General features: G+C 40.8%; 21 protein-coding genes and 2 pseudogenes. 4 read left to right on the forward strand and 19 right to left on the reverse strand.

Going from position 1 to position 21,409, the window contains the following annotated elements:
- Nucleotides 1-48: 48 nt before the first annotated feature.
- Both NDK19_RS07575 and NDK19_RS07580 read right to left on the reverse strand, forming a co-directional pair.
- The gene (locus NDK19_RS07575) at nt 49-354 is read right to left on the reverse strand and encodes a hypothetical protein (protein WP_250631260.1); all 306 of its coding nucleotides are present in this window, start codon (nt 352-354) and stop codon (nt 49-51) included.
- A 216-nt stretch (nt 355-570) separates the two neighbouring features.
- Entirely contained in the window at nt 571-1,674 is a 1,104-nt protein-coding gene (locus tag NDK19_RS07580; protein ID WP_250631261.1) for a pyridoxal phosphate-dependent aminotransferase, read from the reverse strand.
- 973 nt (nt 1,675-2,647) lie between these two features.
- Here NDK19_RS07580 and NDK19_RS07585 point away from each other — a divergent pair.
- The gene (locus NDK19_RS07585) at nt 2,648-3,004 is read left to right on the forward strand and encodes a RepB family DNA primase (protein ID WP_250631262.1); all 357 of its coding nucleotides are present in this window, start codon (nt 2,648-2,650) and stop codon (nt 3,002-3,004) included.
- Nucleotides 3,005-3,300: 296 nt separating this feature from the next.
- Nucleotides 3,301-3,477 (forward strand): hypothetical protein, encoded by a 177-nt coding sequence (locus tag NDK19_RS07590; RefSeq protein WP_250631263.1) that lies wholly within the window; start codon nt 3,301-3,303, stop codon nt 3,475-3,477.
- Nucleotides 3,478-3,975: 498 nt separating this feature from the next.
- On the opposite strand, the gene NDK19_RS07595 is transcribed toward NDK19_RS07590, so the two are convergent.
- Genes NDK19_RS07595 through NDK19_RS07615 form a run of 5 tightly spaced genes read right to left on the reverse strand, consistent with a single transcriptional unit; the run spans nt 3,976 to nt 12,274 of the window.
- A complete protein-coding gene (locus NDK19_RS07595; RefSeq protein WP_250631264.1) occupies nt 3,976-4,692 on the reverse strand; it encodes a M48 family metallopeptidase in 717 nt (238 codons plus the stop codon).
- 1 nt (nt 4,693) lies between these two features.
- The gene (locus tag NDK19_RS07600; RefSeq protein WP_250631265.1) at nt 4,694-7,843 is read right to left on the reverse strand and encodes a type I restriction endonuclease subunit R; all 3,150 of its coding nucleotides are present in this window, start codon (nt 7,841-7,843) and stop codon (nt 4,694-4,696) included.
- 6 nt (nt 7,844-7,849) lie between these two features.
- Nucleotides 7,850-8,533 carry a transposase gene (locus tag NDK19_RS07605; protein WP_250631266.1) on the reverse strand — a complete coding sequence of 228 codons (684 nt, stop codon included), beginning with the start codon at nt 8,531-8,533 and terminating at the stop codon, nt 7,850-7,852.
- A 1-nt stretch (nt 8,534) separates the two neighbouring features.
- Nucleotides 8,535-9,638 (reverse strand): restriction endonuclease subunit S, encoded by a 1,104-nt coding sequence (locus tag NDK19_RS07610; protein ID WP_250631267.1) that lies wholly within the window; start codon nt 9,636-9,638, stop codon nt 8,535-8,537.
- A gap of 8 nt (nt 9,639-9,646) precedes the next feature.
- Nucleotides 9,647-12,274 (reverse strand): type I restriction-modification system subunit M, encoded by a 2,628-nt coding sequence (locus tag NDK19_RS07615; RefSeq protein ID WP_250631268.1) that lies wholly within the window; start codon nt 12,272-12,274, stop codon nt 9,647-9,649.
- A gap of 260 nt (nt 12,275-12,534) precedes the next feature.
- Between NDK19_RS07615 and NDK19_RS07620 the strand changes: the two genes are divergently transcribed.
- On the forward strand, nt 12,535-12,780 hold the full coding sequence (locus NDK19_RS07620) for a DUF433 domain-containing protein (RefSeq protein ID WP_317207163.1): 246 nt from the start codon (nt 12,535-12,537) through the stop codon (nt 12,778-12,780).
- Nucleotides 12,758-13,093 (forward strand): annotated as a pseudogene (locus tag NDK19_RS17000) (DUF5615 family PIN-like protein). The gene NDK19_RS07620 and the pseudogene NDK19_RS17000 overlap by 23 nt, the downstream one beginning before the upstream one ends.
- 413 nt (nt 13,094-13,506) lie before the next feature.
- Here NDK19_RS17000 and NDK19_RS17005 read toward each other — a convergent pair.
- The 12 genes and pseudogenes from NDK19_RS17005 to NDK19_RS07690 form a co-directional block, all read right to left on the reverse strand.
- Nucleotides 13,507-14,314, reverse strand: a pseudogene (locus tag NDK19_RS17005) (transposase family protein).
- Nucleotides 14,315-14,456: 142 nt separating this feature from the next.
- Complete coding sequence (locus tag NDK19_RS07640; protein ID WP_250631271.1) at nt 14,457-14,714, reverse strand: protein phosphatase 2C domain-containing protein; 258 nt, start codon at nt 14,712-14,714, stop codon at nt 14,457-14,459.
- A gap of 220 nt (nt 14,715-14,934) precedes the next feature.
- Nucleotides 14,935-15,264 carry an ArsR/SmtB family transcription factor gene (locus NDK19_RS07645; RefSeq protein WP_250631272.1) on the reverse strand — a complete coding sequence of 110 codons (330 nt, stop codon included), beginning with the start codon at nt 15,262-15,264 and terminating at the stop codon, nt 14,935-14,937.
- Nucleotides 15,255-15,962 carry an aromatic aminobenezylarsenical efflux permease ArsG family transporter gene (locus NDK19_RS07650; RefSeq protein ID WP_250631273.1) on the reverse strand — a complete coding sequence of 236 codons (708 nt, stop codon included), beginning with the start codon at nt 15,960-15,962 and terminating at the stop codon, nt 15,255-15,257. The genes NDK19_RS07645 and NDK19_RS07650 overlap by 10 nt, the downstream gene beginning before the upstream one ends.
- A gap of 2 nt (nt 15,963-15,964) precedes the next feature.
- Nucleotides 15,965-16,342 carry a nitrophenyl compound nitroreductase subunit ArsF family protein gene (locus tag NDK19_RS07655; RefSeq protein WP_250631274.1) on the reverse strand — a complete coding sequence of 126 codons (378 nt, stop codon included), beginning with the start codon at nt 16,340-16,342 and terminating at the stop codon, nt 15,965-15,967.
- Between the two features lie 43 nt (nt 16,343-16,385).
- The gene (locus tag NDK19_RS07660) at nt 16,386-17,036 is read right to left on the reverse strand and encodes a formylmethanofuran dehydrogenase subunit E family protein (protein ID WP_250631275.1); all 651 of its coding nucleotides are present in this window, start codon (nt 17,034-17,036) and stop codon (nt 16,386-16,388) included.
- A 90-nt stretch (nt 17,037-17,126) separates the two neighbouring features.
- A complete protein-coding gene (locus NDK19_RS07665; protein WP_250631276.1) occupies nt 17,127-18,101 on the reverse strand; it encodes a permease in 975 nt (324 codons plus the stop codon).
- Between the two features lie 11 nt (nt 18,102-18,112).
- Nucleotides 18,113-18,505: a rhodanese-like domain-containing protein gene (locus NDK19_RS07670; RefSeq protein ID WP_250631277.1), complete on the reverse strand. Its 393-nt coding sequence runs from the start codon at nt 18,503-18,505 to the stop codon at nt 18,113-18,115.
- 7 nt (nt 18,506-18,512) lie between these two features.
- The gene (locus NDK19_RS07675; protein WP_250631278.1) at nt 18,513-18,746 is read right to left on the reverse strand and encodes a thioredoxin family protein; all 234 of its coding nucleotides are present in this window, start codon (nt 18,744-18,746) and stop codon (nt 18,513-18,515) included.
- Nucleotides 18,747-19,050: 304 nt separating this feature from the next.
- Nucleotides 19,051-19,761, reverse strand: coding sequence for a protein-tyrosine phosphatase family protein (locus NDK19_RS07680; RefSeq protein WP_250631279.1), 711 nt, complete (start codon nt 19,759-19,761; stop codon nt 19,051-19,053).
- A gap of 186 nt (nt 19,762-19,947) precedes the next feature.
- Complete coding sequence (locus NDK19_RS07685) at nt 19,948-20,487, reverse strand: dihydrofolate reductase family protein (protein ID WP_250631280.1); 540 nt, start codon at nt 20,485-20,487, stop codon at nt 19,948-19,950.
- Between the two features lie 378 nt (nt 20,488-20,865).
- Nucleotides 20,866-21,285, reverse strand: a complete 420-nt coding sequence (locus tag NDK19_RS07690) for a hypothetical protein (RefSeq protein WP_250631281.1) — start codon at nt 21,283-21,285, stop codon at nt 20,866-20,868.
- Between the last annotated feature and the right edge of the window lie 124 nt (nt 21,286-21,409).

The raw sequence follows: 21,409 nt of genomic DNA on the forward strand, positions 1-21,409 counted from the left end.
ATTTTGGCAACTACAGCCGAATGATTACAGGCTGCTGCCAAACATCAACTACCAGAAATAGTGGGCAGGGAAAATAGCGTATTGGCGGGGAGGGCGTATGAAAACATTTTTTGATGCCGCTGAAGATTGTGCGGACATATCATCAAAAAAGAACGCCTGCCAATGGGGAAGAACTGCCTGTAAGTTTTTCAGCAAACCACCTGACGCAGGAGACGGGGCGGAGTCTTTCAGTTGATTGCCGAGTTGCTCTGCCTGTGGCAGGTTTGCCTGAAAATCAAAGCCTGTTTCCGATACAATGCCTGCCTGATGTGCCTTGTGTGTGCTTACTTGGTAAACAGCACGGGCATTGGTCATTCCTGCGACAAAGCAACAGAACATTGCCGCCGTAATAATCAGATGCCGAAAGACGTAATAAACTTGCAAGGGAAACAGAATAAAATCAGCAGTTCAAGACAGTATCAATAGATGTTACGAAAAACAGCACCCGAAAGTTGTGGCTTTGGGGTGCTGTGCAAAATAATTTTAGCGTGAAAAATCGCTCATGTGGCGGGCAATCCCTGTAATCGGATTTTATCCGCGCATGGTTCTCAAAATATCCACAAATTGCCGCATTTCTTCGGGCGTTCCCATGCTGACACGGCACCAGCGTTGGCCGTAGTCATTCACTTCGCGGAGAATTACTTTGCGCGCCTGCATATCTTGTACATACGTTTTTGCAAAGCCATCCAACGAAAAATACACCAAATTGGCGTATGACGGGATGTAGCGGATATTGGCTTCTTTCAGATAGCTGTACAGCACTTGCTGGCTTTCCTTGTTTTTCTCAACCGACATGCGGACAAATGCTTGGTCTTCAAGCGCTGCCGCTGCGGCTGCCTGCCCCGGCTGGCTGATGGTGATACCCGGACGGGATACTAATGCTGCCATTTTCTTCACCGTATCGGCGTGAGCAATGGCATAACCGATTCGCATACCTGCCAGTCCGTAAACCTTTGAAAATGAACGGATAATCACCACATTAGGATTGGTTGCCGTCATCGGAATCAGCGAAGGCGCATCAATAAAATCATGGTAAACCTCATCTACTACAACCACGGTGCGCTTTGAGATTTCCCTGACAAAACCATGCAGTGCGTCTATTTCTAACTTTGTGCCTGTCGGATTGTTGGGGTTGCAGACATAAACCGCGGCCGTTTCAGCCGTAACGGCAGCCGCCATTTTATTCAGGTCAATTACTTTTTCCGCCGTTAGTGGAATATCTATTCGCTTGACACCCAACCGCTCTGCCACATCGGGAAAAACGTTGAATGTAGGTTTCGCCGTTACAATGTTTTGCGATGTATGACGTGCAAAGGCAATGGCTGCCAGCGCCAATGCTTCCGAACTGCCCGCGGTGATACAAACCTGCTCGGCGGCAACCTGATGATGGGCGGCAATTTTTTGGGTCAGCAAATCAAAGTTGGGGTAGCGATTGCACTCTTTCAGGGCAGTCTGCATAGCTTCCATAGCCTTTGCCGATGTGCCGTAGGGGTTTTCGTTAGAGCCAAGCCTGAGCAAATCTTTGGGCAAATCGGAAAACGGTTGATAACAACCCGTTTGCATGGCATAGGCCGTACCTGTGTAAGCACTTGCTGTCAATAGTGCGCTGATTTTGAGCCAGTTTCTTCTGTTCATATTGAGAGGTGTTTAGGTCATTCAAGCCATACTTTCATACTAAATGAACGCGAGTTGCGCAATTAAATATTTGAAAAATCCAATTTCTGTCAGGGGTGCAAAATCCTTGAAGGCCGGCAGGCTATCAAATAAGTATAAGCAATCAGTCCACTTAACAGGTTGATAAACATACCCGAGTGGGAACGATGTCCGGTATGGTCAATATCTGCCTGAAAGGACAACCAACCAAAGACTGTTTCAATGATGCTTTTTTGAGAAAGTATTTCTCTTGTGCCGAATATAGTACTTTTTTCTTGACTTGTCCAATTTAGTGCGGTCTGATAATAGAGGCTACCTGATTTTTGAGATACTACGGGATAGCGGTTCCCATTCCGATTTCTTTTTGGGTGAGTCGGTTGAACAGCCTTGCATCGGTAATCTTTTTGCAGTCGGTCAAAAAGGCTTTTACGGACACGCCAGTAGCTATTTCAATATGTTTGGATACGGAGTTGGATGGGTTCTTCCTTAAAATGGAAAACGGGGCGCGTTTGTAAGTCGTGCTTAGCTACCCTGAAAGCCTGCTCAATTTTGTACAGGTCGTGATAACGGTTAATAAGAGTTTGATTATCACTGGCTTGCTATTTAAGGTCGGTATAGTAGCCGGAAAGCCCTGTGGGGTAACCATGAGTGCGGCCAAGATTTGCGGTTGCCGGGATTTGCTGTCTTTGGAAAATCCTTGTTTGCGCAATTCATCGTCTTGGAAGGTCTCAAAGTACAGGGGGGTAACGTCGTAGAACCGATGTGTTTGACAATGACACGCCTGCCGTCTTGGTAGCGAAACACCTGAACCGACCGTAAGTTGCCTGTGTCCTCACAACCCTGATATGTAGCATTTTGACTGACTTAGTGCGGTCAAATTAGAAAAAATCTGACGTAAATCACTGATAATCAAATATGTTTTTTCATCGTTTTTCAAAGGCGGACAAGTCGGGAGTTGGGCAGGTTGCCCGGCTTTGAAAACCGCAAGCCGAAATACGAACAAAACGGCTGTTTTCCGTTGGTCAGGTTGCACGGTTTCATGCAGCGCATCGCCCGCGTGGATATGGCTGAACTGTTGCGGCAAGCCCCGCCTGTGGTTTTCCCGAAGGCGGTACAGGGCGGCAAGCGGCAAGGTCGCGACCGCAGCGCGTATGACTTTGCTTTGGCGTGTTTTCTGATTGAACAGGGCAGAACCGATGAGCAGATTCTTGCCGTCTTGCAACGCAAATCGGAAAAAGCCGGCACCCGCCGCGACGGGCTGCGCTACCTGAAAATGACCATTGCCAAGGCAAGGCAGCGGAAGGGGGGGTGAAACATCGGGGATGCGGTGCGCCGCGTCCCTAAACTTTTCTGCGCCGCGATGAGTACCTCCACAACAAAGAACTCACGGAATTTACTGACCTTGACGGGGAAGATTTTGATGAAACATAGGGAAATTGGGAAGCGGTCAAAACAGAAATAAACAAAAGTTCTTCCTCTCAAATAAGCGGTTGATATACAGCAAAATACGGCATTTCGCCAAAAACAGATTGAAAACTTTCCCAAAATTCGGGGAACGTTTGGAAAGTCTGTGGTATTAAGCCCTGTAAACCACCCAAAACCCGATATATGCAGACCTTTGTAGCAACCGTAACCGGCTTTTTGGCGGGCGAATACCTGATTAGCCGTCCGTTGTTTGCCTTGCTTGGAGAAGCAAACGGCAATCTCTACGACCGCCACAATTGGTTTTTCCTGTGGTTCGGCAGGAAAGCGGGTATGTTAATTGTGCTTTGGATTGTCAGGTAAGCCGATTTTATTTCCTAAGCTAAATAATTGAGCAGTTTAAAACGAGTTTTCAAATTTAGCACAAAGCCCGCTGAGTATTATGCAAAGGCGCTGAGTGTTTTTATGATGAATCTTTTCTTTGTATACACTGCGGTTAAACCTTTGCACACTCCGCGGTAAAAAAGAACGCGTTAAGCTGCTCACCTGCTTAATAAAATATTTCCAAGTTTTAGGGTAAAAGTAGAGAATGCAGTAGCGGATTGTAAGCATTTTTTGGTGAATCAAATCAGAAGCAGAGTGAAGCAAAAAAAGCAGATATTAGAAAATTTTGAGTTAAGTCCATGCTTGTTATAACAATAAATTAAAAATTTCAATCAGCTGATTATCAGCGTTTTAATTCCCAAAAAGCATGGTGAGGTTGTCTTTATGCGTTGGTTTGCAAGCTCTTTGACAAATCTTTGGTCTGTGCTTAGGCTTGTGCGGCTTGCAAATGTGTTTGCTTTTATCGTGGGCTTTATTTCAGTAACTCCAATCTGCATGACTTACGGGTAATTTATTCAATTCAGTTTTTAGTTGTCTCCAGTTTGGTAAGTGAGTGTCCATGTAATACAAAAATCTGTCGTTGTGGTGTCGTTCTAATAAATGCATCATTTCGTGAACGATAATGTATTCCAAACAATGTTCTGGTTTCTTTGCCAATTCAAGATTGAGCCAAATTCTTTTCTTTTCAATATTACACGAACCCCACTTGGTTTTCATTTGTTTTACTTGCCAGTCCTCAACTTTTACGTTCAATATTTTCTCCCATTTGTCAATGATGGCAGGGACTTGTTTTTTGAGTTCTACCCGATACCATTCTGTCAATATTTCGTGGCGCTTGGCAGCGGGTGTTCCCGGTTTAATATGCAGCTCGATATACTTTTTATTCTTTAAAACCACTTTGGTTTTTTTATCCGTTTCCACAATGCGGAGCAAATAACGCTTGCCTTTAAAATAATGGCTTTCGTGTTGCTTGTATTCCCGTGGGGGTATGCGTTCCTGGTTTTCAAACTTTCTTTGGTTTCGTTTTATCCAGCCAAGTTTTGAAATGGCAAATAGTCGGATAGCATCTTCGTTTACTTTTAATGGGGCAGCAATACGCACCCTGCCTGTCGGTGGGTAAACAGCAAGATGTATGTTCTTAATGTCCTTACGAACTACATCAATTTTGATATTGCTGATGGTGATTTGCTCCATTTTAGTAGTTGCGTTGATTTTTCACCAAGTCAAAAATGCGATGCACTTCGTTGTCATCTTCAATTCCGTGAGTTTTCAAAACTTCGGTTATGGCATTTCTTACGGCTTTTGATTTCTGAATATTGTCTCGCCAACCGTCTTTTTTCGTTGTCAGAATTTTTTGGTCTAATTCGTTTGCCAATGCTTCGTTTCTGCCTAAGTTGTCAAACAAGGCTCGTTTGGCGTTGGTGTTTATTGAAGTAGGGTAGTCGCTTGCAGTATTTGGTTTTTTCACTTTCCCTGATAGGGCAATGATTTCATTCAAATATTTTTCATATTCTAATGTGGCTTCTTTCCGCATCTTAATGAGTTCGTCCAAAAGCACACTCATTTTCTCGTAATACATGGGGTTGGTGGGGCTTTCCTCAATGATTACTTTCCGCAAATTGTTTTCAATCGCTTCTGCCATTGCATCAGGATTGTTCTTGATGCTGTCGGGAATGGCTTTGATGGCATCTTTTCCTTTTTCAACTAACAGTTCCACCAAACTCAGGTCGTCAAAGTTGGCAAGCATTCGGCTTTCTTCTGCTCCAATGTAGCTATCAATCAAATGTCGCATGGCCGGCTCGTATTGCTTCAAATCAATATAGTCGCCACTGGCTAACTGAATTTCTTTGCGAACATTTTCAAAGCGCTTGATGTCGGCTTTGATTTCTTCAATTTCCTTTTCGCTGTAACCTGCTTCTTTCATTTCATCGGCTATGTTGGCATAAGCCCGAATGAGTGCAATGGTCAATTTGTAAAGGGCAACACGTCTTGGTTCGGTGTCTTTCAGTTCATCAGGATTTTCGGTATTGCTGCCGCAGAAGTAACGAATGTGTTCAATCGTTCCTTTGGGTGGCTCAACGGGTTCAACCAATGCCTTGATGGCTTCCAACGCTTCGTCCAATCGTTGTTTTCCTTCTTTCAACCTGTTTTTGAGCAAGCCTTCAATATCCGATTTTTCATAACCGCTAAACGCTTCGGAAGTGTAATCGTTAAATGCTTGTTCCAAACTCTTGAACAAGTCCATGTAGTCAATGATGTAGCCGTAATCTTTATCATCTCCATCTAATCGGTTCACACGGCAAACGGCTTGAAACAAACCGTGGTCTCTTAGTTTCTTGTCAATGTAGAGGTAGGTGGCACTCGGTGCATCAAAACCTGTGAGCAGTTTGTTTACCACAATCAGCAGTTTCATTTGTGCAGGTTCTTCCACAAATTTCTTTTTCACTTCGGTTTCAAACTGCTCTACTTTTTTTAGTGCATCTTCGGGTGTTTCATTGAAGTAGGCAGAAAGCATTTTTTGGTAAATCTCAAAACGCTGCAACTTTTCGGTGTAGTTGTCGCCTTCGCCTTTTATGTCGTTGGCATTGGGAACAAATGATGTTACAATGGCACAATTTTTTAATCCTGCATTTTGGAATAATTCATAATAACGGCAGGCATTGTAAATACTATCAGAAACCAACAGGGCATTTCCTCTGCCGTTTTGCAGTCGTTCTTTTTTCTCCATATCCAGCACAATGTCCAGCACGATTTTTTCTAATCGTGATTTGCTGCTGAACACTTTTTTCAAGGTTCCCCATCGCTGTTTTAGTTCGGCTTTGGCAAAGTCGGTCAGTCCTCTTGTTTTCAGTTCAAACCATTCATCAATTTTGTCGGGTGACTTGATGTTTTGCTCAATGTCTCGGGCTTCATAACGTAAATCCAACACCACTTTGTCCGCTACGGCTTCGTTGAACTTGTAGGTGTGAATGTATCTGCCAAAAACTTCCAAACTGGTTTGCTTGTCGCTTTTCAATAATGGCGTTCCGGTGAAACCGATAAACAACGCATCCGGAATAAATTGCTTCATAGCTGCGTGCAGTTTGCCCGATTGTGTTCTGTGACACTCGTCCACAAACACATAAATATCGCCTTTGGCTTTAAAATCGCTTGGAATGCTGCTGCGGAGTTCCTGCAAGTATTTTTCTACATCCTCATCAGTGGCTTCTTCGCCTTTGTCTTTACCGCCAAACTTGTGAATGAGCGAACACATCAGCCAGGGCGAAGTGTCGTTGAGTTGTTGCAGTAAATCCCTGCCGCTTTTGGTGCGGTAAATATTTTCATGAACGCCTTTGTAAACCTTTTCAATCTGCTCGTCTAATTCCTCACGGTCGGTAATGATGAGCACCCGTGCATTGTCGTTAAACTCCCTTATCCATTTGGTAAGCCACACCATTGTCAAACTCTTTCCGCTTCCCTGTGTGTGCCAAATGATGCCGCCTTCTTTTCGCTTTACAAAATCCTGTGCCGATTTGATACCGAAATACTGGTTGGGTCGGCAATGCTTTTTGATGCCACGGTCAAATACAATAAAGTCGTGCAGCAATTCAATGAAGCGTTCTTTGTTGAGCAGTTCAACAATGTTCTTATCCAACGGATAATCATACTTCGCTGCCTTATCCCGAATGGGTTTGGTGATTTCCAACAAATAAGGATAATCTTTGCCCGCTTCTTCGGTAATTTCTTTCCACTTTAAAAAATATTTCTCTTTGGTTTCTATGGCTCCATAAGCCAACCCTTCAGTGTCGTTTCCTGCCATTACATACTGAATGGTGCTGAAAAACGATTTAATAAAAATATGTTTTTGATTGTCTAAATTTTGGCGAATACCTTCTGAAATGGAAACCGTGCTGCGTTTCAGTTCCAACACACCCAAGGCAATGCCGTTTACATACAGCACTATGTCGGGGCGTTTTTTGTGTATGCCTTTTATGGTCACTTCTTCGGCAATGGCAAAATGATTGGCAAGCGGATTTTTCCAGTCAATGAGCCAAACTGTTTTTTTGTTTTGCCCAATTTCGGGTTGCACCGTTACGCCATAACGAAGCAAGGAATACACTTCTTTGTTTACATCATACAGCGAACGGCTTTGGTCGCCTGCGGCTTTGGTAAATTCATACATTGCCTTGTTCGTTAGATTTTCATCATACCGTTGCAACAGCCATTTACGCAAAAGGTCTTCTTCTACGTTGCTGTTGTTATCTCGTTCTTCCCAGTTACCGAGATATTCATAACCCAGTTCATCCTGAAACAGCCGGATGATGCGGTTTTGGGTGGTGCGTTCTTTTCGGCCTACTGTGCTCATAGGTTTTTATTTGAAAAATTTATCATTTTCCCAATTCAGGGGATTATTTTCAACATAATTGTAGATACGTTGATATTCTGCATCGTTACGAATAATATGGTCGTGAAAACGCGATTGCCAGCCGTGGGGTAATCCCAAACGATGGGCGTGTTTCGTTACGGCAGATTTGTATGAACCAATAATAGACGAAACGGTATTTTTCCCCTGATTTTGAAAACGTTTTTGGGCAGGGGTTTTGGTTTCGTCAGGTTGGTTTTGGTTTTGGTTTTGGTTTTGGTTTTGTAGAGACAAGGCATGCCTTGTCTCTACAATATCAATATCGTTATCAATATCGTTATCAATATCGTTATCAATATCGTTATCAATATCGTTATCAATATCGTTATCAATATCGTTATCGTTATTTCCTGTTTGGGGGTTGTTTAATATCAAAATACCATGAATGTGGTTGGGCATCACAACAAAGGCACCCAGTTCCACATTAGGGAAATGATGGGGAATTTCATGCCAAAATACATCTGCCAGAATACCCGTGGGCGACAGGTGCATTTTGCCGTTTTGAATTTCACCGAAGAAATGTTCACGGTTTTGGGTGCAAATGGTGATAAAATACGCCCCTGCCCAGCCGTAATCCCACCACGTTGCCCGTGCCGATGCAGAACGATATTTATTTTTAAACAAATCTGCCATATTACACCAATCTGATTTTACCTGTTAATAATACCTGCATCATGCCTTGCTTCATCATTTTGTATTTTTCCAATTGCTTTTCCAATGCCTGAATTTCATTGTCCATATCGGAAAGGATTTGGGCAATGCGGGTTTGCTCTATTTTGGATTTTGGAACCCAAATTTTGAAATCAATTAATGGTTTTCTTATTATTTGAGGCTGACCAGACCCAGTAATACAATCAGAAAAATCTTGATTTGACAAAAGAAAATACAAGAATAATTTGTCAATTTTTGGAATCTTATCAACGTTTATAACCATTGCATTTCCTGTAATCCAGCATTTATCTACTGTTTTGTTTACTGTTCCACATGTTGACCCTCTACATGTAATTGTGGTTTGCCAAAACTCATGGTTGTATTTATTAAATTTTCCGACTATACCATTTGCTCCATAAACTAAATATCCATCATCGGTAAATTTTTCTTGAGAGATTGTCTCGGGTTGATAAATCTCCGCCACCTCCCCCAGCTTCTTCACCTCCCACCCCTCTTTGGGTGTGAGCAACTGCTGCATGGCAGCGGTTTTGATGTTTCGCTTTTTGGCAATGAGTTGTTCTAATTTCCCGATGAGTGCATCTGCATCATTTAAAGCGGTGGCTATGGCGGTTTGCTCGGCTTTGGTGGGGGGAAGTGCTATGTTATACTTTGAAATTTGTGGAGTAGTTAATTGAGGAACACCCGTTAACTCAATAATAAAATCAACATACTTGTTTATATATTCAGAAAAATAAAAGCAATCAACATCAGTTTTAGGTCTCAAAACTAAAAGTCTTCCAATTGCATTGAACTTCTCATTTCTGTAAATAGAATAACCAATTGTGCCTCTGGCTGTCACTGTAATACAATTTTCACTATAAGTAAACTTTTCACTAAAACCATATAATCCTTTATTTTGAGGTGAATTAGAAAAAATTGGATATTTATTTTTTTCTGTTTGTTCTTTACTAAAAAATTTTTTCTCTAAGTCACCTCCCGCTGATATTTCAAATAATTCTCCAATTGGTTTCACCTCCCAATCCTCGGGAATAATCCCCACTTCGGTATGTTTGTATCCTTTTTTCATTGTCTGCATTAGTTGTCTGAATTATGATTTTTAGGATTTGATGATTTTAGGATTGGTTTGGGGTTTGGGTTTGAATTTTCAGATTTTGTTATCCTATCATCCTTTAATCCACCCAATCCTAATTCTGACAGTTGCCATTTGTAGCCCATTTTTTTAAGGTGTTCTTCTACTTTGGCGGTAAGTTCATCTACTTCGCTTTGTAGCGTGGGCAAAGGTGTGGCATATCGCTCTGCCAGTTCTTTAATGCGTTGGGTCAATCGGTGGCTGATGCCCTCCATTTCGGTGCGTATGCGTTTTTCTATTTCTGCCATCCATTTCTTTTCTACCACTATGGTTTTTATTTCATCTATGCTCAGTTTGGGGTATTGGGCAATTACTTTCTTTTCCAATTCGGCTTTGGCGGCTTTTATGTTGGCTTGGGTGTCGGCTTCTTGGTCCATCAGTTTTTTGTAGGCTTGCAGCATATCCCATTCTTCGGCATTGTCTTCGTTGCGTTTGCCCAATTCTTTTATGGCTTTGGCTAAATTGCCTTTGCTTATTTTGCCTTTGTCGTCAATGGCATTGGCCAGCAAACCGTCTTCGCCACCGTGTTCGTCACGCAATTCTTCCATTTGGGCGTTCAGCGTTTCGGCTTTGGCTTCCAGTGCTTCAATGGCTTTTTGCTCTTTGGCAAAATATTCCTGTATCATCAATGCAGGCGGTATCAATCTGCCTTCCAGTCCTTCAATGCCCGGCACTTGTTTTACAATTTCCTTATCGCCTTTTTTGGTTTTCTTCTCTTTGCGTTTTACTTCGTTTCCGGCTGCCCAACCATCAGCGGCAATTTCGTAAAAGTCGTCCTGCATGGCTTCATCGTTGCCGTCTGGGCTCCAATAGTCCATCAGGTGCTGATACATGGCGTATTTGTCCACCAGAGACAAGGCATGCTGTTGAGACAAGGCATGCCTTGTCTGTACAACAGATGAATAATGCTTCAGCAGGTTTTCAGAAATGATGTGTATTTCGTGTTTCGGTCGTAGTCCTATGTCTAATGCCTTGGTGTAGGCAATGGTTTCTGTTTTCCATTTTTCAAATACCTGCTCCATTTGTTTACCAAATGCCGTAAATTCAGGATGGTTGAAAATGGTGTTTTTGATTTCCTCTGCGGGAATAATCAGTTCGTAATGATCGGGGCGGTTTTCAATGGGTTTAAATAAAACCGATTTCAGTGTTGGATACACTTTCCAGTAATTCTCTAAGGCATCAATATCCCGTTTTGGAATGCCACCCAGCAAATGGGCTTCAATGTCTTGAATATCTTCCGCTTCCTGGCTGTCAATGTAGCGGGGAATGTTCAGGTTGTAATCGTTCTTGGGGTCGGCTATTTCGGTAATGGGAATAAGCCGGGAGTATTTGGGTATTTCTAATTGATTGTTGAACGTGTCCACGATTTTATGAATGTCCTGCTCACGAAGGCGGTTTTTGTTTCCGTCTTTTTTGAAGCTTTTGCTGGCATCAATCATAAAAATGTGTGTCCGCTTGTGGGCATCTTCCTTGTCCAGCACAATCAAGCAAGCGGCAATGCCTGTTCCGTAAAACAAGTTGGGCGGCAAACCAATAATGGCTTTGATGTAGCCCTTTTTGATAATCTGCTTGCGGATTTCGGCTTCAGCATTGCCACGGAACAGCACACCCAAAGGCAAAACAATACACGCCTTGCCTTTTGATTTCAACGATTTAATCAGATGAAGCAGGAAAGCAAAGTCGCCATTCTTCTTTGGCGGAATAGCATCGTAACCTTCAAAGCGTTTGTAGATGTCGTTCTTGGGGTCAAGTCCGTTCATCCACGCTTTGTAACTGAAAGGCGGATTGGCAACGGCATAGTCAAAGGTTTTGAGTTCGCCTGTTGTTTCATCGGTAAACAGGGGCGAAGCCATGGTATTGCCCTGCACAATTTCGGCATCGGCAAAGTTGTGCAGCCACATATTCATCACGGCTAATCCACGGGTGGCATTGTCGTTTTCCTGTCCGTAAATGGTGATGCCATGCGGGGCAAGGTCTGCTGCTTTCAGCAGCAACGAACCCGAACCGCAGGTGGGGTCGTAGAGGGTTTCGCTTTGGCTTTTAGAGTTTCTAATGCCAATCACTTCCGCCATCACACGGGAAACTTCCGAAGGCGTGTAGAATTGTCCTTTGCTCTTTCCGCTTTCGGTAGCGAAGTGTCGCATCAGGTATTCGTAAGCATCGCCCAGCAGATCGTCACCGTCTGCACGGTTGGCCGAAAAATTGAGTTCAGGTTTGTTAAAGATGTTGAGCAGGTTGGTGAGGCGGTCAACTTTTTCTTTTCCTGTTCCCAGTTTGGCATCATCGTTAAAATCGGCTTGGTCAATAATGCCCGAAAGGCCGTTGTTTTTGGCAAACTCACCAATGATTTTATTGATTTGGTCGCCAATATCCTTTTGGCCACGGTGTTGGAGCATATCGTAAAAAGTGGTTCCGGGTTTTAGTTCTACCAGCGGGTCTTTCTTATCAGAAACGTATTTCATGAACAACATCACCAACACATAGTCCTTGTATTGGCTTGCGTCCATGCTGCCTCTCAGTTCGTCACAACTTGCCCAAAGTGAGCTGTATAATTCAGATTTTTTAATGGCCATATTTTATTCTAAATCCATTTTAATCAAAGCACGAAAGTAACAAATTAGCTCAGGTGCGTAAGCAAAATTACTCACGGCATTTATTGATTTTTTAATGGTGTATGTGAACTGCAGGGCGGTTTGGCTCTTTGGCTTTTGCCTTGCGGGTTAGCTTTGCGGGTAGGTGCAAAATCCAATTGATGATTGGGGACATGGCACATGCATGTCTCCATACTTTTCCCGCCTTTATTGTGTATTTTTGTTTAAATGCTTGTTGCCAAATGGAAGACATTCAAACCTACATTAGCATAGACCCGCAAGTACGTTTCGGCAAGCCCTGCACTTGCGGCACGCGGATAGCCGTACAAGACATCCTTGCATGGCCGGCTTCGGGCATGACTTTCCAAGACATTACGGAAGACTTTCCCGAAATCAATGAGCCGATGATTCGGCAGCGTTGGCATTTGCCGCACAAAGAGAGCGTTACATCAAATCATTGGCGGCATGAAGTTGTTATCGGATGCTAATTTGTCGTATCGCTTGGTAAAACAACTGCAACCGCATTATGCAGAGGTAAAGCATGTGAGCGGCATCGGATTAGGCAACAGTGCCGCAGATTTGGCTATTTGGCAATAGGCAAAGAAAAACGCATTCACAATTGTTACCAATGATGCGGATTTTCAGGATTTTGTCGTTCTGTACGGACATCCGCCCAAGGTATTGCTGCTGCGCACCGGCAATCAGAGTACAGCCTTCCTCTACCGACTGCTGATAGAAAAACAAGCAGTCATTGCGGCTTTCATGGCAGATGAGGAATCGGGTATATTGGAAATTTACTGACGGCGGTAAGGCAGCGGAAGGGATAGAAACATCGGGGATGCGGTGCGCCGCGTCCCTAAACTTTTCTGCGCCGCAATGAGTACCTGCACAACAAAGAACTTACGTCATTTTACCGACCTTGACGGGGAAGATTTTGATAAAACAGGGGGAAATTGGGAAGCGGTCAAAACAGAAATAAACAAAAGTTCTTCCTCTCAAATAAGCGGTTGATATACAGCAAAATACGGCATTTCGCCAAAAACGGATTGAAAATTTTCCCAAAAATCGGGGAACGTTTGGAAATTGGTGGTATTAAACGTTGAATCGCTTGCGGTCTGGCAGCCTGATAAGTTTGGCTTTGACTGGCGGCAAGGTATTGCACATTCGGAAATTTTAACAAACAATAGACTTTTTGGAAGTTAAAATACTGAAAATCAATTGATTGAAAATTTCAACTTGTAATTATGTAAGCCTGCGGTTAATTGGAAATTTTCTAATATCTGCTCTTTTTGCTTCACTCTGCTTCTAATCTGATTCACCAAAAAATGCTTACAACCTGCTAAAGCATTTTCTACTCTCACCCTAAAACTTAAAAATATTTTGTTGATGCTTCTTTCAAAATCACCTGACAACTTCCCTTTAGGCTTTTTATGGGGTTTTACAACCCGTGCGTTATATATGATACTTTCCATGCCCTGAAATCCTAAATCTACATGTGTCCGTTTGCCTCTGAAATTAATCCATGAAAATTCATTTTTAAAAATGGTTATATCATGTACGCTGCCTGTCCATAATTTACCTACATATAAAATTCGCTTTTTACTATCACTAATCATCAACATTTTTACCGTATGTCGTTTTTTTTCCTGAGTAATATCCCTGCTGTTCCTTCTGATTATCAGGTCGTTGTATCGGTATTTCCGTACAATCCACTATCAAATCTTCCACGCCTTCAAAGGCCTTATCAAAATCTGATTGACTTTTAAATACCTTATTGACAAAAACATCTTGTGCTTTTAAGGCTGCTTTTAAAGATTTTTTAGTTATTTTCAAATAATCAGAAACCGTACGGATATCCACGTTAAAATATAAAGCCATATTTTCCAGCGTTGGATAAGACTTTAGGTAGTGCAAGACAAAGAAAAGTGCCTCTTTGGGATTAGTAAAAACAGGTTGTTTTTTTGATGTAAGGATTGCCTGATTTGGGCTCATAGTATTGACTGAAAACCTCTGCCGGTGCATGAAATTGTTCAAGAGTTAAGCTCGTAGCAGCTCTGCATTTTTTATCATTGTTGAGATTGTAGAAAATACTGGCCATATTGTATCTACAATAAGATCACTACACAAAATTAATCAATTCGCTGATAATCAATACACAAAAGGTCTAATATTCAATCAGAGCATTTTCTAATAAGTTTTTGTCAAAAGGATTACGAGAAAAGTTTTTTTTACAAAAATTTACTACAAAATCAACGCCCAATTTTGCTCCGACTTCACTATTTGAGCCTGAACCACAACCATCTGCCACAACTCCCAAAATACAAGTTCTGTCTTGATAAAAACTGTAACTGTCTTGGTTGTTGTAATATAATTTGTAGTGGGAACTTCCAATTACAGAAGCAGTTGCATTTTTAAAGTTCATTTTTGGTGTTTTAAAATATCAGCCAACGGAAAAGCATTTGTGCAGGGCGGGCTTAATAGCACTGCACTACCATTTCCACACGCACAACAGCCCATAGAAAGCACAAAAGTTCAGTTTAGCACGTCTGCCCGCCTTACCACAAATGCAATGTTGTATGCCGTTTCTATTTGTATGTGTTCTGCGTTTTGTGTTTTTTCAAAGCAAAGTGTATTTAGTATGGCTAATGTGTTTGTGTTTTAATTTCAAAAAAATCCGCAAATAGTTGTTTGGCTTCTGCCCAATTTTGCTTGTTGATGCAATATTTAATCGTAGGTGGATTGATTTCACCTTGTATCAAACCTGCCTCTTTGAGGGCTTTCAAGTGCTGAGAAACCGTAGAGTTTGCCACAGGCAACTGCTCGGAAATATCCCCCGCAAAACAGGCACATTGTTTCTCCAAAAAACGAAGGATAAAAACCCGTATGGGGTGTCCTAAGGCCTTGGCATATTGTGCAACCTTTTCATCATTTTCGGTAAAAGGTGCAATGTTGATTTTTGTGGTTATATCCATTGCAAAAAAATTAAAGCGTAATATACTCCTGTCAAAACAAAAACCACGCCTGCTATGTTTCGCATTACTTTTTCGGTTTTTTGTATAGTATTAAAAGTTTTACTTACTTTTTGCATAGCAAAAGCCATTAAATAGGTGAAAAGCAACACGGGCAAGCCTGTACCTACGGCAAAAATAAATGGTAATGATAATCCTTCGCTGCTTGCAATCGTCATTGGCAAAAGCATACCAAAATACAATGCTCCGCTGTACGGACAAAACGCCAAAGCAAATAAAACACCCAAGACAAATGCTCCCAAAAGTCCTTGATTTTTAAATTTTTCGGATAATCTTTCCGTGATATTGACTTTACCTAAAAAATCTAACTTTATCACATTAAGCATTATTAAGCCAACAACTATCAAAATTGGGGCAAGGTATTTTTCTCCGTTTCCTTGAAAGAATTTGGCAATGTGAAATTTGCTTGCTCCAAAATAGATAATCAAGCCAATAATTGTATAACTAAAAGCCCTACCTAATGTATAAAGTACGCCACTTAGAAGCACTTTTCTTTTGTCGGTAAAACCTTTGGCAATATATGCCGTAGCCGTAATATTGGTAGCCAAAGGACAAGGCGAAACCGCTGTGAGCAAGCCCAAAGCAAAGGCTGCTAATAGCGGTAACTCCCTTGTCTGGGCTATGTCATTGAGCCAATCCATAACTATTTTAGTGCTTTTTGTACTTCGGTTTTAATTTTTTCGCTAAATTTTTCGGCATTGCCTACATTCATAAAAGCAAAATCGGTCAAATCCATTTTAATTTTTTTGTCGGCTCTGTAAATCCACAAAGCAGAACCCGTAGCCTCAAATTGCTCGGCAATTTTAGCATTGCTTGCCTCATCTACATTGATGGTTTTGAATATAATTTTGCCTGATTTGAGTTCGTTGGCAAATTCTTTTTCCAAAACGGCTTTTGCTGATTTTTCTATTGCCAAGCAAGTTTTACAACGGTGTGTAGAGTGAAAATCAATTACCTCAACGGTTTGGGCAAAAACGGTGTTCGCAACCAAAAGCGCGATTAAAAGAGTGAAAGAAAACATTAGATTTTTCATAATGAAACGATTTTTAAAGTGAAAAGAAAATTTATTTGTTACACCTTTCGGCGTTTTTGTTCAGAATATCAGTTTTGATAAAATCGTTTTTCAAAACGGGCTGCCAAACAAATTCATTTAATATTTTAAGTTCAAACAAGTTTTCGGGCTTGTTCTGTTGCAAAAACAGCGTGTAGTCATCCTCTAATCTTCGCAGTTTTTCCAAGTCGCAGGGGGCTAAATTGCCTGCTATGGCTTGTTTGCCCATCAGGTCAATTATTTCAGGTTTTACATTGGGCATTCGCAAAATGTTTACTGTTTTTGCATTATCAATCCGTTGCACAACATATAAACCTTCAAAATCATTGCTCACATAGAAAGTCCCGAACTGATACCTTGCCCCCGTAAGATAAACCGCCACATCAGTCAAACAAGGGGAAGGTTTACTTACAATTCTAAGATTTGTTCTGTCAATAAGGCTGTCGGGGAAGAGTTGGTACAAGCCGTATTGCAAAGCCACAAAGCCCTCTACTAAACCATCACAAAGATGTCCGTGAAACTTTACAAGGTCTTGCAATTCAACGGTTTGAATATTACCTAAACGTCCTTTTGAAAAGTCGGTATCATTTACTTTCAAGGTTTGTGAGAAAGCCCAATTACTTAGGTTCAATATGGCAAAAGCCATTAAAACGATTTTTTTCATATTTGCTTGATTTTTATGCTTACAAACCCGTAAAGTAAGTTAGTATTTCGTAAAAATACGAAATTTGACATCAGGTTATTTGGTTAATCCTCAAAGTAACATATTGAACAAATACCCGGAAACGATGATACAAGCCGTTACTACCCCAAAGAAAATAGCAATCAACTTTACGGACATTACTTTTTTGAGTAAAGTGGCTTCGGGCAAAGAAAGCCCCACTACACCCATCATAAAGGCAATGGCGGTTCCCAAAGGAATACCCTTTTGTACCAAAACTTGAATAATCGGCAAAACTCCCGCCGCATTGCTGTACATCGGTACGGCTAAGATAACTGCCAAAGGTACAGCCAAAGGATTTTCTTTGCTGATGTACTGCTCAAAAAAGCCCGTAGGAATAAAGCCGTGCATCAATGCCCCAATACCAATGCCTATAATCACATACCAAAATACGCTTTTCACAATCCCGAAAGCCTCTTGGCTAATTTCGGGTAGGCGTTGCGAAAAAGGCTTTTTTTCTTCTTCAAATTCGTCCTCTGCTTGGGCATTTTTCAGGATATTTTGCACCCAATCCGAAAGCAAAGGCTCTAATTTGAGTTTGCCTAAAATAAATCCGCCAATGCTACCCAACAAAATGCCACTTGACACGTAAATCAGCGTACTTTTCCAACCAAACATTCCAATGAACATAGCTATTGCCACTTCATTTACCAAAGGCGAAGTAATAAGAAAGGCAAAGGTAATGCCCAAAGGAATACCACCTTTTACAAAACCAATGAACAAAGGCACAGACGAACACGAACAAAAGGGCGTAACTGCCCCAAAAGTAGATGCCAATAGATATTCCAAGCCGTATAATTTGTTCCTTGACAAAAAATTGCGGATGCGGTCTATCGGAAAATAGGAATTGACAATGCCCATTACAAAAGTAATGAGAAAGAGCAAAAGCAAAATTTTGAGTGTATCGTAAATAAAGAAGTTCAAAGAACTGCCCAAGTGTGAGTTTTGGGCAATCCCGAACACTTGATACACTAACCAGTCGGCAAGGTGTTGTATCCAGTCAAACATAGTTGCGTTTTTTAGCAGCAATTTGAACTTGAACAACAATCACCTTGATTACCTAAAACCGCCGACGTATCACCTTTGGTAGGGAAACCACGCTGCACCCAACGAATAATACCGTGTTGCATATTGACTACATTTTCTCGGTCATAGCCGTGATTGAGTAAGTAATACGTTGCTTTGAGGCTTCTACCGCCGCTTTTACAAGCCACAACTATCTTTTTGTCTGTGGGGATTTCTTGAAATCTTTCCTCAAATTCACTCAAAGGAATGTGTATAATATTGGGTACATCATAAGCAAGTGCCGAAACTTCATCTTGCTCACGCACATCTACCAAAATAGCCCCTTCTGCTATCCACTTTTGCGTGGTGGTAGGGCAAATTTCTTTTGCTTTTTCTATGGTTTCCATTGTGTTTTTATTTTAAAAGTTCAACAATTTCATTCACTTGTGCTACTTTTCCTTTGATTTTGATTTGTTCATCAATCACCAAAACAGGTGTAGAAAGCACGTTGTAAGCCATAATTTCCTGAATATCCTCTACCTTGATGATATTCGCTTCAATGCCTAATTGTGAAACGGCTTCTCTCACATTGGCTTCGGTTTGCTTGCATTTGGGGCAACCCGTTCCCAAGATTTTGATGGTTTTCATATCCAAAACGAATTTAAGTTGAATTTAGTATTTCGCAAAAATACGAAATATATTTGAAATACAAAAACTATTGAAGTTTTTTTGCATTTTGGGGTAATTACTATTTATCCTGCTTGGTAAATTTGAATGTCTGCTCTTTTAGAATGGCATACAACGGAAAAATGTTTGCGAAGGGCGGGATTAAATAGCACTCCCTTGCCCTACGCACAAAGTTTATAGAAAGCACAAAAGCCTAAATTACATACATTAGCCCGCCTTTTCGCAAACATAATGTTAGGCAAAGTACACATTATTACGTATGCTGTCAGTTAATGGTTAAATCATAAAATTGTTTACCAAAATCTAAACGTATTTTTCCTACTTCCTTGGCGGTAATTGGTCTTAGTTGATTGATAATTTGGTAAGATTCGGTTTCATCATATCCTAAGAATCTTAACAAACCATTCGTTATCATTCCTGTCCTGTGTAGCCCTGCCGAACAGTGAAGGTATATTTTTTCCTGATTTTCTAATAATGCCTTCACGATTTTAAATTTATAAATTATTTCAGGTATCAGTATTTCATTGGGAATATCACCATTTGGTAAAGGCAACCATAGCCATTTAATACCTAATTCTTCACAATTTTTTTGTATTTGTAAAGCACCTTCTCTTTCACTTAGAATTGTGAAAATTGTTGTTGTTCCTTCATGAAATAACTGCTTAAAACTTAGTTTTTTCCCTCCCGGTTTGTGCCCTATTTTTAAAAATCCTTTACTAATCGCCACCCATTGACTTTGCTTGTTAGGGCTACTATATCGTTCCTGTTTTTTTATGATGAGGCTATTTTTATCTTGTAATGACTTTTTAATTCTTAAGAGTTGTCCTCTAAAAGAACCATATATTTTTCCATTTTCTTTGTTTTCCTTTATCAAATCATCTACCTGTTGAATGAATAAGTTTAATTCATTTATATCAATTTCATTCAGTTTTTCAACTCTGTTTATGTAATCTGTAATATTTTTTAAGATAATCATTTTTCATTATTTTATATTTTGCCTAACGGTTGGCGGCTTGCCGCAGGCGGGGCTTTTCAGCACAACTTTTCATTTGGAAAACCGCACTTCAATTATACGAAAAAACTGTCAACCGAAGCACTGCACCCCCGCTTGCGGCAAACCGCTGTTAGCAGCTGGGCTTCCTGTCCTTCGTCTGTTTTGTTGTTAGTTGTCTGCACGTTTGTAATGTAGTTGAGTTAGTCCGGTGTCAAATGTTTTTACGTTTACAAGTTGCAGTTTTTGTTCAGGTCTGCCGTCTTTAAAAAGTCTTGTCCCGTTACCAACAAATATTGGTATTACCGAAATAATTATCTCGTCCAACAAGTCATTTTTTAATAGTTCGTTTACTATCTCTGCTCCACCGTCACAAAAAATATTTTTCCCGTTTTCGCTTTTTAGTTTTATCACTAAGTCGGTCAAGTCGCCTGTGTAAAAAACCGTTTTGCCAATTGTTGGTCTTGCTGTCCTTGTAATGATGTAAGCGTTTTTGTCAGCGTGCGGAAACTCTCCAACTTGTTTCATTACCCAATCATAAGTTTTTCGTCCAAGTATTACGGTGTCAATGGTTGAAACAAAGTCTGCATAACCGTAATCTTCTCCTTCTTTTTGAACTATTGAAAGAAAATTCAAGTCATCATTGGGTTTAGCGATGTAGCCGTCCAAGCTCATTGCGATGTAAAGAATTATTTGTCTGTTATTACTCATTTTATTTTTCAAAAAAATTTTAATCGTTAGTTGTAATGCTGTCGGATAATTGTCAGTCCGTTAACAAGTCCTTTTAGACCTGAATTACTGTCCCCCGAAACCGAACATAATTTGAAAAGAACAACATTTTTGAGTTACGTGTCAGTTTGAAAAAAGCCCTAATGGGGGACAGTCATTCAGTGTCTTTTATGTTACTCCGTCAATGCACTCGCAGTCGTCCGATAGCCTTGCTGCTAACGGAAAAGCATTTGTGCAGGGCGGGATTAGTAGCACTACCGTTTTCCACACGCACAAAAGCCCATAGAAAGCACAAAAGTTCAATTTAGCACATCAGCCCGCCTTGCCACAAATGCAATGTTGTGGGCTGGCATTTTCGTTCTACTGCATTGTTTGTTCAAATACTTCATTTTTGCAGTCGCCCAATGCAAAAAGTATTTTCTTTTGCATTTCTGCTTTTAGTTTTTCAATCATCTTTTCGTATGAACTATATTCTTCTTTCAAAGTGAGTCTTTGCTCTGAAAGTCTTACGGTTTCAGGTTCTCTTTTAAAGCACTCCGCTGAAATGAAACAAGAAAAAGCCAATTTTACACTTTCTTGGTCTGCTTGAAACTCTTGCGTGTTCATAAGTTGCTCAAATGCTTCTCCAAAAACAAGGTTATTTATTGGATTATGTTGCAAAGTAATAGCAACTATTTTCAATGTATCATAATCAGGTAGTTTGAAAATAGGCGAACCACTACCCAAAACAGATTTGTAGCAATCAACAGAGTGTATATCTCTTGGTTCTAAGTCTGGCATTAATAGACCTTTTGGTTGGTGATTATCAGTGAATTACCTAATTTTACTTGGTGATTCTTTCAAATTTATATAACTATGGCAAGTATTTTTCATAATCTTAAAAGTGACAAGAAATGTAAGGCTG

Source organism: Rhodoflexus caldus (genome assembly GCF_021206925.1).
Taxonomy (GTDB): Bacteria; Bacteroidota; Bacteroidia; order Cytophagales; family Thermoflexibacteraceae; genus Rhodoflexus; species Rhodoflexus caldus.

Excerpts from the sequence above, each read along its gene's own strand:
- NDK19_RS07575 (WP_250631260.1), bottom strand. The coding sequence starts at position 354 with ATGACCAATGCCCGTGCTGTTTACCAAGTAAGCACACACAAGGCACAT.
- NDK19_RS07580 (WP_250631261.1), bottom strand. The coding sequence starts at position 1,674 with ATGAACAGAAGAAACTGGCTCAAAATCAGCGCACTATTGACAGCAAGT.
- NDK19_RS07590 (WP_250631263.1), top strand. The coding sequence starts at position 3,301 with ATGCAGACCTTTGTAGCAACCGTAACCGGCTTTTTGGCGGGCGAATAC.
- NDK19_RS07595 (WP_250631264.1), bottom strand. The coding sequence starts at position 4,692 with ATGGAGCAAATCACCATCAGCAATATCAAAATTGATGTAGTTCGTAAG.
- NDK19_RS07600 (WP_250631265.1), bottom strand. The coding sequence starts at position 7,843 with ATGAGCACAGTAGGCCGAAAAGAACGCACCACCCAAAACCGCATCATC.
- NDK19_RS07605 (WP_250631266.1), bottom strand. The coding sequence starts at position 8,533 with ATGGCAGATTTGTTTAAAAATAAATATCGTTCTGCATCGGCACGGGCA.
- NDK19_RS07610 (WP_250631267.1), bottom strand. The coding sequence starts at position 9,638 with ATGAAAAAAGGATACAAACATACCGAAGTGGGGATTATTCCCGAGGAT.
- NDK19_RS07615 (WP_250631268.1), bottom strand. The coding sequence starts at position 12,274 with ATGGCCATTAAAAAATCTGAATTATACAGCTCACTTTGGGCAAGTTGT.
- NDK19_RS07620 (WP_317207163.1), top strand. The coding sequence starts at position 12,535 with ATGGAAGACATTCAAACCTACATTAGCATAGACCCGCAAGTACGTTTC.
- NDK19_RS07640 (WP_250631271.1), bottom strand. The coding sequence starts at position 14,714 with ATGAACTTTAAAAATGCAACTGCTTCTGTAATTGGAAGTTCCCACTAC.
- NDK19_RS07645 (WP_250631272.1), bottom strand. The coding sequence starts at position 15,264 with ATGGATATAACCACAAAAATCAACATTGCACCTTTTACCGAAAATGAT.
- NDK19_RS07650 (WP_250631273.1), bottom strand. The coding sequence starts at position 15,962 with ATGGATTGGCTCAATGACATAGCCCAGACAAGGGAGTTACCGCTATTA.
- NDK19_RS07655 (WP_250631274.1), bottom strand. The coding sequence starts at position 16,342 with ATGTTTTCTTTCACTCTTTTAATCGCGCTTTTGGTTGCGAACACCGTT.
- NDK19_RS07660 (WP_250631275.1), bottom strand. The coding sequence starts at position 17,036 with ATGAAAAAAATCGTTTTAATGGCTTTTGCCATATTGAACCTAAGTAAT.
- NDK19_RS07665 (WP_250631276.1), bottom strand. The coding sequence starts at position 18,101 with ATGTTTGACTGGATACAACACCTTGCCGACTGGTTAGTGTATCAAGTG.
- NDK19_RS07670 (WP_250631277.1), bottom strand. The coding sequence starts at position 18,505 with ATGGAAACCATAGAAAAAGCAAAAGAAATTTGCCCTACCACCACGCAA.
- NDK19_RS07675 (WP_250631278.1), bottom strand. The coding sequence starts at position 18,746 with ATGAAAACCATCAAAATCTTGGGAACGGGTTGCCCCAAATGCAAGCAA.
- NDK19_RS07680 (WP_250631279.1), bottom strand. The coding sequence starts at position 19,761 with ATGATTATCTTAAAAAATATTACAGATTACATAAACAGAGTTGAAAAA.
- NDK19_RS07685 (WP_250631280.1), bottom strand. The coding sequence starts at position 20,487 with ATGAGTAATAACAGACAAATAATTCTTTACATCGCAATGAGCTTGGAC.
- NDK19_RS07690 (WP_250631281.1), bottom strand. The coding sequence starts at position 21,285 with ATGCCAGACTTAGAACCAAGAGATATACACTCTGTTGATTGCTACAAA.